Source organism: Flexithrix dorotheae DSM 6795 (assembly GCF_000379765.1).
GTDB lineage: Bacteria > Bacteroidota > Bacteroidia > Cytophagales > Flammeovirgaceae > Flexithrix > Flexithrix dorotheae.
Map to the genome: position 1 here is coordinate 1 of NZ_KB903501.1, position 9,269 is coordinate 9,269.

9 protein-coding genes and 1 pseudogene are annotated in these 9,269 nt (G+C 36.1%); 9 read left to right on the top strand and 1 reads right to left on the bottom strand.

The genetic code is table 11. The annotated features are described in order from the left end of the window. From A3EM_RS44915 to A3EM_RS0137320, 6 genes are all read left to right on the top strand, one after another. Window positions 1–303 (top strand): T9SS type A sorting domain-containing protein (locus tag A3EM_RS44915; RefSeq protein ID WP_020532632.1); only part of this gene is annotated, 303 nt, incomplete at its 5' end. A gap of 397 nt (window positions 304–700) precedes the next feature. Next, on the top strand, window positions 701–1,312 hold the full coding sequence (locus A3EM_RS0137295) for a DJ-1/PfpI family protein (protein WP_020533347.1): 612 nt from the start codon (window positions 701–703) through the stop codon (window positions 1,310–1,312). Window positions 1,313–1,755: 443 nt separating this feature from the next. Continuing rightward, complete coding sequence (locus A3EM_RS48475; protein ID WP_342663079.1) at window positions 1,756–1,866, top strand: hypothetical protein; 111 nt, start codon at window positions 1,756–1,758, stop codon at window positions 1,864–1,866. 163 nt (window positions 1,867–2,029) lie between these two features. After that, on the top strand, window positions 2,030–3,412 hold the full coding sequence (locus A3EM_RS0137310) for a pectate lyase family protein (protein WP_026210826.1): 1,383 nt from the start codon (window positions 2,030–2,032) through the stop codon (window positions 3,410–3,412). Window positions 3,413–4,060: 648 nt separating this feature from the next. Further along, entirely contained in the window at window positions 4,061–4,186 is a 126-nt protein-coding gene (locus A3EM_RS48430; RefSeq protein WP_281169847.1) for a hypothetical protein, read from the top strand. A 144-nt stretch (window positions 4,187–4,330) separates the two neighbouring features. After that, the gene (locus A3EM_RS0137320; RefSeq protein WP_020533352.1) at window positions 4,331–4,879 is read left to right on the top strand and encodes an SUKH-4 family immunity protein; all 549 of its coding nucleotides are present in this window, start codon (window positions 4,331–4,333) and stop codon (window positions 4,877–4,879) included. Between the two features lie 636 nt (window positions 4,880–5,515). Here the strand turns inward: A3EM_RS0137320 and A3EM_RS0137330 are convergent. Continuing rightward, window positions 5,516–5,698, bottom strand: a pseudogene (locus tag A3EM_RS0137330) (IS91 family transposase); the annotation flags it as partial. Window positions 5,699–5,841: 143 nt separating this feature from the next. On the opposite strand from A3EM_RS0137330, the gene A3EM_RS0137335 reads away from it, so the two are divergent. From A3EM_RS0137335 to A3EM_RS0137345, 3 genes are all read left to right on the top strand, one after another. Next, window positions 5,842–6,297, top strand: coding sequence for a hypothetical protein (locus A3EM_RS0137335; RefSeq protein WP_020533355.1), 456 nt, complete (start codon window positions 5,842–5,844; stop codon window positions 6,295–6,297). Window positions 6,298–6,309: 12 nt separating this feature from the next. Then, entirely contained in the window at window positions 6,310–6,630 is a 321-nt protein-coding gene (locus A3EM_RS0137340) for a hypothetical protein (RefSeq protein ID WP_157638279.1), read from the top strand. Between the two features lie 440 nt (window positions 6,631–7,070). Further along, entirely contained in the window at window positions 7,071–8,144 is a 1,074-nt protein-coding gene (locus tag A3EM_RS0137345; protein WP_020533357.1) for a T9SS type B sorting domain-containing protein, read from the top strand. Window positions 8,145–9,269 lie beyond the last annotated feature (1,125 nt).

Below are 9,269 nucleotides of genomic sequence, written 5' to 3' on the forward strand. Positions count from 1 at the left end.
GATGGTTCCGGGGTAAGTGGCGATGTAGAGATTACAATCTCTAACCAGATTGTTTTAAGTGTCAATGATCAATATAATATAAGTGACTTGTCTATTTATCCTAATCCCGTCTCTTCTGTCCTAAACATTGATTTTGATAAAACAATTGAAGCCATTACTATTGTTGATGCTATAGGAAAGCCAATAAAAACTATTTCTTCACCAAAAGAATTTTTTGATGTTTCAGATTTAACCATTGGTATTTATTTCTTACAGATAAAAACAGACAAAGGTCTAATGAGTAAAAAATTTATTAAAGACTAACCACTTTAATATAGGATCAAATTCAGGAGGGTCCACTGGGGATCCTTCTGAATTTTTCTTATGGGGAAGGAATCTCATGGGGTTTTGGCCTGGAAAAGTTCTGTATAATTTCCATTTCGGTATTCATTTTTAGGGTAATCAATAGTCCGGTTTGGCGGGATCGATTAGCAATTCATTATCACTTTTCAAAACCTTCCAGCACTCAATAAGCTCCAGGGCTTTTACCAATGAGCTTTTTCATCATGTGATATGGTTTGATAAAACCACTGCTTAACATTATTTCAGGTTTCTGCTAATTTTGCTACCTTTAGGTTTGGTTCAAGAAGAGCTAAATGTCCATGTCTTGCGATTGCTTCGTCACGGTATTTAGCAGGAACTTTAGCTACAATAAAAACAAATGAAAATTGCATATATACTATTTGATGAAATAACTCTTTTAGACTTTATTGGATTTTATGACCCAATAAAGAATATTAAAACTAAAGGGTTTATGGAAAATCTGGATTGGGATTTGTGTGCAACTAAGAAATCGATAAAAGATAGTTTTGGACTAGAAATTATTGTCGATAAAATCAAACCTGATTTATCAGATTATGATATGATAATAGTCCCTGGCGGATTTGGGACAAGAGAACTTCAATACAATACAGAGTTCATTGATTGGATTAAAACTGGAGAAAATGTTGATTATATTGTTTCAATTTGTACAGGTAGCCTATTGATTGGTGCAGCCGGGTTTTTGAAAAACAAAACTGCAACAACTAACTTTAATGAATATAAATCATTGGAAAAGTATTGTGAAAGAGTTGCTCGAGCAAGAATTGTTGATGACAATAACACAATAACAGCTGGCGCAGTTGCTTCTTCATTAGATTTGGGTTTATACATATCTGAGAAACTTGTTGGAAAAGAAAAAACGGAAGAAATACGAATAGGAATGGATTACCGTCCTAAGAAACTTGAAATAATTACTGTAGCTAATCGAGGTACAGTGATAAAAAGCAAATAAATTTACTCCTTTTTTTTAGATTTATATAACCGAAATTGAGCTTCAGGTGATAGTTTATAAGGAAGTTCATCTAGTGTAGCCATTTCCATAGGAAGTGGCTGTTTTTTTGCCCCTTTAGGGGGCAACCGAAAGAGAAAACTTAGGTTCTAGAATACCGGAAATATTTTCTTGTCTATAATCATGATCAAAAGCTTCATTGTTTCTTCCAAAGTGTCGAAATAAGGATTAGCAATTTTGTTTGTACAGCTACATGGGCCTGCATTTTCTTTTTTCCTTTTAGGATCAGATGTTGATGAAGCTCAAATAATTGCCTTTAAGGTAGGAAGGACCTGCAATTCAAATTTGAAATGGAATCGGAGGGTACTTACTAAACAATATAGCCCGGAAATTTTTTGCTAGCGCCTTGAGGAAGAGCAGATAAAAAAGCAAAGATCACCCAAAGGGTGACACCACATATGTTACGGCACAGCTTTGCAACTCACCTGTTGGAGGATGGCCGCAGTGGCGTTCTACACAGACTTGAGGTATGTTCAGGCTCTACTAGGGCACAATAGTACCAGAACGACAGAAATTTATACCCATGTAGCGGTAAAAAGCATCAACAAAATTAAAAATTTATTAGATTAGCCAGTATAATTATAATATCAACCACTCTAGGTGGTGGTAGATAGCGAAATGTTGTGCCGCATGTTGAGAATCCTGAAACCCAAATAGCATATGATAAAAAAAACATCATCCTTAACTTTAGTTTTATTATTGACATTTCTCCAGTGTTGGTCTCAACAACTTGCATTTCCAACTGCCGAAGGTTATGGAAAATTCGCCAAGGGAGGAAGAGGAGGTGCCGTCTATGAAGTCACCAACCTTAAGGACAGTGGAAAAGGTAGTCTAAGGGCAGCAGTTGATGCCAAAGGTCCACGAACGGTCGTTTTCAAGGTTTCTGGAAACATAGAGCTAGAGAGCCCAATTAGTATCAAAAATCCCTACATCACAATCGCTGGACAAACTGCCCCAGGTGATGGGGTCTGCTTAAAAAACCATCCCTTACAAATAAATGCTGACCATGTGATCATTAGGTATATCCGGGTACGTCCGGGTGATGTATCAGGCCATGACTATGATGCTGTTTCCGGTAGGTATTTCAAACATGCCATTATCGATCATGTTTCAGCCAGTTGGAGTATCGATGAGTGTATGTCTATCTATCATTGTGACAGCATTACTGTGCAGTGGAGTATGATTACTGAGAGTCTGAGTGGCTCAAACCATATAAAAGGCTCTCATGGCTATGGAGGAATATGGGGTTCCAACTATGGCACTTACCATCACAATTTACTTGCACATCACACGAGTCGCAACCCCCGTATGGCCTCTGGTTCAGGTTATACCGATCACAGAAATAATGTGATTTATAACTGGGGGTATAATAGTTGCTATGGCGGTGAAGCACAACAAAAAGGGAATCCAAAATTCCACTTTTCAACATTCAATATTGTATCAAACTATTACAAGCCGGGCCCGGCTACAAAACCCGGAGAGTTGTCATACCGAATTGCCAACCCTGGCTATAGAAGTGAAACAGATTTTGGTACATGGTATGTATTTGATAATGTTGTCGAAGGAAATGAGAAGGTTTCATCAGACAACTGGAACGGAGGAGTACAGACAGAAATTTCTTTGGACAAAATCAAACTTGATAAGCCTTGGGAGTCTATGCCTATAAATGAGCAACCGGCAAAAGAAGCTTATGAATTGGTACTAACTCAAGCTGGAGCACGATTACCAAAATTAGATGCTATTGATACTCGGATCATTGAAGAAGTACGGGGAGGATTCGCCACCTATGAAGGGAAAAAATATAAAAAAGAATATGATGTTGTTGACTATTCAAAAGCATGCGGAATTATCGATTCTCAAACGGATGTAGGTGGATGGCCAGATCTTAAGAGCACAGAAGCACCTAGTGACATAGATCATGATGGAATGCCTGATTTCTGGGAGGAAACTATGGGGTTGAATAAAAGCAATCCAGAAGATCGAAATACTTTATCTTCAAATGGATATACAATGTTGGAAATGTATCTTAACAACATAAAATAATAATCACGCGGCACACACAAACACTAAAATGAATATGCGAACTGAGAACTTCGACAGGACCATGCAAGAAAGCAACTTCGGTGCTTCTAGTAACAGGGACGCATACTCATATTAGCTGGTCGTTGGTGCGCCACGAAGTGGTGCTTTTCCAGTGGGTGAAAATCCCACTAAGGTAATTGACTGTTCACCTTGAAGAAAAACAGACAGTTGTATCCGTGAGGATAATGCTGAAGCTTTATTAATTCAAATAATCGAGCTGTAATGCGAAAGTGTGAACCCATATTAGCTTCGAGATGTGTAACCGCAGATTTGGGGAGGTTTTCAACGGTGCTGAACCCTTTTATTTTGAGAGGATTAACAGTTGCAAGAATCTCAGTAAACTGCCGGAGTCATAGGGATAGCGCGATTATAGATGGAAAAGAATTAAACGTGGGAGATCTGTAAGTTTGGAGGTTGACTACCGAAAACCAGTCCTATAAGTATAACGAAATGGATGAGGGAATTTGCAGAAGTCGGAAGGGTTCATAGTACCAATGATATTGGGTCAACATAAACCCAATTAGGGAAGGGACTCTACTTTGAAGAAGTTCATATAATTCATTGGCAGTTGGTACTGGCTAAGTCCTATTCGGCTAACATTTGAGTCAGATGAGATTAAAGGGAGCTATAGTTTGGGACAAGTACATGGAAACAGACAAAGGTGTATTCTTGCTAAATACTGATACTGTAGTCTATGAAAATGTATATATATCCAAACCAGAACTTCATCGGTAAGCCGTTTGAGGGAAAACTTCATGCACGGTTTGATGAGGGCCGCCATGGAATGGGGGCACTGGTAGCCTGATTTTTGCTATTCATTAGTAATTTTAAAGGGCTACCAGGCTCTACCCTATTATGGCATATTTCTAATAGACTACAATGAATGCATTAGACTTTAAAAAAAAGTGGTGTAACCCAGAAAAAGAGTTTCAGTCTGAATTAAATGTTTTTCCCAAAGACCAAGTATTAAGTTTAGATTTAAGTATTTCTGAAAAAGAGTTTTTGTATTTATCTGGATTACCATCTAGTTGTGCTCCATTTTTGAGTTTTGGAGATTATAAAAATACTCAACTTAAGAAATTAAAAGATGAATGGAATCTTGATGATTCATTTGATGAATTATATGTAATAGGTTCAACAGATTCTGGAGATCCAATATGTATAGACAGTCAAACTGGCTTTATTACTTTTTTTAATCACGATAATGACTTTGAAGAAATATTTATAAATAGTTCACTAGAGCAGTTAGCAAAATTTTTACTAATAGCACGAGATGGTATATCTGAAGTTACTTCTCAGTATCCATTAGATACAGTTTGGGATGCATCAATTCAACTTGATGCAAAACAAAAATATAAGCAAATGTTCATGTTGGCTGATATTAAAGTTTTCGAAGAAAAAGGGTTTTGGTCAGGTATGTTTGAGTAAAAATTATCAACGCCATACAACAAAAAAAATAAAATCCATGTTGGGCATATTGGGACTGTAAGGCTTTTGGTAACTTAGTCTCATAGTGTCCTTTGGACACTTTTGCCGCTGTTAAACCGAATCCATTTGACAAAAAGAGTTGGATAAAAACAGGACTGAGTTGGGGAGCATTTATGTTTTTGGTTATGTCAATCGGATTACCATATTTTGATGGAGAAGAAATAACTTGGAAAACTTTATTGTTAGGACTTGTAATTTGGACAATTGGCAAACTTGGATTTGGCTATATGATGAAAGTATTTATGAACAAAACTATTAGCAAAAAGGAAAATACAGCTGCCAATAATAAGGGACCCAATTCATGTAGGTCCTGGGGATCCCACTGAATTTTTTCTTGTGTTGAACAAACCTAATGGGGGCTAGGTCCGGAAAAAGCGCTGTGTAATTTCAATTTTTTTCTTGCTTGCAGAAGAGCTTTTTTGGTGGGGGTGATTTTGTTTGGAGTAACGTTTTTTGTAGCTAATTTCCATTTCAGTATTCATTTTTACGGTAATCAATAGCCCGGTTTGGCAGATTCATGTTTTCAGGGGCATAGCAATCCCATCCGTTTGCTGGAAACGGTTTTTTCTTTCATTTTTACAACACTTTTGCCCACTCCACCTTGATTTGAGATGATCCTCTCAGCCTTGGGTATTCCTCCACGGTATGCATTTTCCCCCTTTTGCAAACCGGGCAAACATCCGGATCGATGCCTTTTGTAATTCTGAGGATATCCTTTACGATAAATACTGGTTTTGCTACAGCTGCTGGCATGCCCAGCCGCATGAGGGAAAACTTCACGTACGGTTTGATGAATGGCCACAATGGAATTATGGTACTGATAGTCTGAAAAGTTTCATTATATTCGAGATGAAATTAGAGGGCTATTAGGCTCTACTCTACGGCAGAATTAGAACAAAACTATGGCATCAGCATTTTGGACTTTAGAAGATGGAAGAGGATTCGCAAGACGTTGGAGTGGAATGGCTTTTATGCTGGAATTAATTACTGATGAATTAAAAGAAATTAATTGTGCTGATGAATTTTATAAGTACTTAGAATGGTTTGTAATTAGAGAAGACCAAGGAGATGAATATAATGGTTTTGGAGGATTTATCCGAAATGATGAAAATATTATGTTTGATATTGACTTGCGGACTTTTGCGCTAGCTAACAGAACTTATTTTTGGGAGGCAACTCAAAAAGCGTTGATAAAATTAGAAAAGCAGAGTGACGAAAAAAATGACGGAATAATATTTCTTTTGACATCGTTACTCGATATGCATAAAAGAATTGGAAACGGAGAAGACCCAAACGAATTAAATCACATGAATAGTATTGAACCTGAGCCAAATCAAAAACTTGGACCTGGTTGGTAAATTGACTTAAATATGAGCAGTGAAATATTAAATAATGGACTCAATTTATCCATGGAATTTGGAGAAAAATGGCTGACTGACATTGATGGAAGATTAGAAAAAAAACACCCTAAATTGACAAAATCTGAATTAAGGAATTGTGATAAATTATGTCGAAAAGTAAACAAGACTGCTCACGATTTTATTCGTGATAACCCAATAAAAAATGGAGAGAAAATTGACTTTATTGATTTCTCAAAATTTGAGGATTTTATGAAAATAAAGTATGAATGGATTGACAATGCTAATCTTAAAAGACTTTATAGTCAAAGTTGTTATTACGCATTGAAATAAAAAAAAACTACCCACAATAATAAGGGACCAAATTCATGTGGGTCCGGGAGATCCCACTGAATTTTTTCTTGTGTTGAACAAACTTAATGGGGGTTAGGTCCGGAAAAAACGCTGTGTAATTTCAATATTTTTCTTGCTTGTAGGTTTGTCGTTTTTTGGTGGTAATTTCCATTTCAGTTTTCATTTTTAGACCTTTTGAGGGTGAGAAAACTTGATAAGGGGCTATATGTTAAGTAGGGGAGGGGTTAGAAAATATATGCAGTTTTTATTTTGAAAGTCAAAAAGCAGAAGAGTTAAAAATCACCGGGACAAAAAATCCATTTAATTGTGCGTAGATATATGTAGGTTATTTGCTAGCTTTGCCCTCTAAATAAGGCCCTATGTGGTATTAATAGACCTTCCAGTCACAATTTCACAAAAAATAATTATCAACTATTTTGATGGGATCGATCAGTTATTTAATTAGATTACTATTAGTTTTCATTTTTTTATTAGGCAATAATAAAGCAGATAGTCAAAATCGGTTTAAAAATCCTTCCTTTGAGGGGGAAAGAATAGGTAGAGAAGCTCCTTTTTGGACCGATTGTAAGGAAAGTGAGACTACGAGTAATTTGCAGCCAGGACATGATGATGTAAGACAAAGGTCAGCAGATGGATTTACCTATTTGGGATTAGTAACCAGGGGTAATGTAGCTTTTGATGCCTATGAAAGAGTCTCTCAACAATTAAACTATCCATTAAGTGTGGATACCTGTTATCATTTTTCAGTGATGCTTAGCCATTCAAAAAAAGGGGAAGGTTATTCGAGAAATTCTGCAAAAGCCAAGTTACGCATTTGGGGAGGCAACAATGCATGTACCACAGAGGAATTATTATGGCTATCTTCTTTACCGCAAAGCGATTATTGGACAAAACATGATATTAGTTTTATTCCTACGCAAGAATATGACTATATCATTCTAGAGGCTTATTACGATAGTGAACCTGCTCATAGAGCTAGCCACATATTAATAGACGATTTAAAAGAAGTAGGGACATTACCGGCAAAAATCCCACTTGAACTTAGAAATGATACTACGATATGCCGGGATGAGAATATACTATTGAAAGTAGTTTATCCGGCAGATTATCCACGACCTCAATATTTATGGAGCACAGGTTCAACAGAAGAAAGTATTGAAGTTACAGAAGAAGGAAAGTATTCTGTAGAAATCACCAATGGATGCTTCACCTTTAAGGATTCAGTATACATTACCCATGAGAAATGCTTGTTTATTCCCAATGTTTTTACCCCAAACAATGATGGTTATAATGATCAATTTAGTATCCAGGGAATTGGGAAAGGGGAGTGGGAGTTAAGGGTGTATAATCGATGGGGAGAAGAAGTATATAGCCATGATGCATACAAAAGTAATTGGAGGGGAGAGGAAGTAAAAGGCGGGACCTATTTTTATAAATTAGTCAATAAAGAAAAAGGAGAGTCCTATCATGGGCCTTTACAAATTATCAAATAAGTAGGGAGGAATTCATTCAAGAAGCAAAAAGAATTTTTGAAGGGATCATCCAAATCGTTACCAAAAAATATTTGGTTCATCCTTTAATAGAAAAGATTAAAAGCTTAGAAAATTAGGAATAACTCACTGAGAGTTACTTTTCGTTAGCTGTAATGGAGATGTAATAAAACGCTTTGATATTGTAGCTTTTAAACAAAAGACAGGCCACTAAACCTGATTTTTTTAGGTGATTTTTCCACTTAAACCTTAAATAAACAAGGATATGGATCTAAAACCTTTTTGGAAAGCTATAAAACCTACACTTGTAAGGAAATAGGATTTTAATTCACAATTCCAAATACTAATTGTAAATAATTGTTAATCACCTAATAAAAATTTGTTTTAAGGTTGCATTCAGGAATAACCTTTGCTACTTTAGCTCACGTAATCAGGGGGATTATTCAAGCTGGTTACCATACTAATAAAACTATCTTCTTCCTATACTTGCGTTCAATCACCTTGGAACAAAAAAAAGTTCTTGTAATCAGGGTTCTCCTTGAAACATAAGAATGACTGTAAAAATTTAAAAAACTAAACTAACTTCACTTATGGAATCCCAATCCATTTATTTAAAGGAAATCCAACTAGCACTTGATATCCAATCACATTTACATTACTTGTTTTGTCCATCTGGATAATCTAAACTNAATCANCTNTTATTAGTACTATTTGAGTAAGTAGCTTTGTTCTGCTTACCCAGATCTACTATTGTCAAAAATTTACTTTCCCACTAAAGCAAATTAGTAGGCTGGGCAACCTGTGCCTATAGTTTTTAAGGGAAAGTCCAAAATATAGTTTACCCTTTATTGCATATTATGATCGATGCTGACCCACCAGAATTTTTATATTGATCCACCATAATTATGATATTGACCCATCTATAGGATTGAATTAGTGACGGGTCAATATGATCATAATGATGATCATGACCCTTTTAAGTTGGAGGGGTCACAATAATCATTATGGCGATGGTGACCCCCTTTTAAGCTCTGATAGTTTAGCGTTTGCAGTAAGTAACCAAAAAACTGCGAATACAATGGCTGGTAAACTACTAGATATGAGCAAAATAAAACAGATCATCAGATT

Coding starts and splice junctions, on each gene's coding strand:
- A3EM_RS0137345 (WP_020533357.1), top strand. CDS start 7,071: ATGGGATCGATCAGTTATTTAATTAGATTACTATTAGTTTTCATTTTT.
- A3EM_RS0137320 (WP_020533352.1), top strand. CDS start 4,331: ATGAATGCATTAGACTTTAAAAAAAAGTGGTGTAACCCAGAAAAAGAG.
- A3EM_RS0137310 (WP_026210826.1), top strand. CDS start 2,030: ATGATAAAAAAAACATCATCCTTAACTTTAGTTTTATTATTGACATTT.
- A3EM_RS48430 (WP_281169847.1), top strand. CDS start 4,061: ATGAGATTAAAGGGAGCTATAGTTTGGGACAAGTACATGGAAACAGAC.
- A3EM_RS0137335 (WP_020533355.1), top strand. CDS start 5,842: ATGGCATCAGCATTTTGGACTTTAGAAGATGGAAGAGGATTCGCAAGA.
- A3EM_RS0137340 (WP_157638279.1), top strand. CDS start 6,310: ATGAGCAGTGAAATATTAAATAATGGACTCAATTTATCCATGGAATTT.
- A3EM_RS0137295 (WP_020533347.1), top strand. CDS start 701: ATGAAAATTGCATATATACTATTTGATGAAATAACTCTTTTAGACTTT.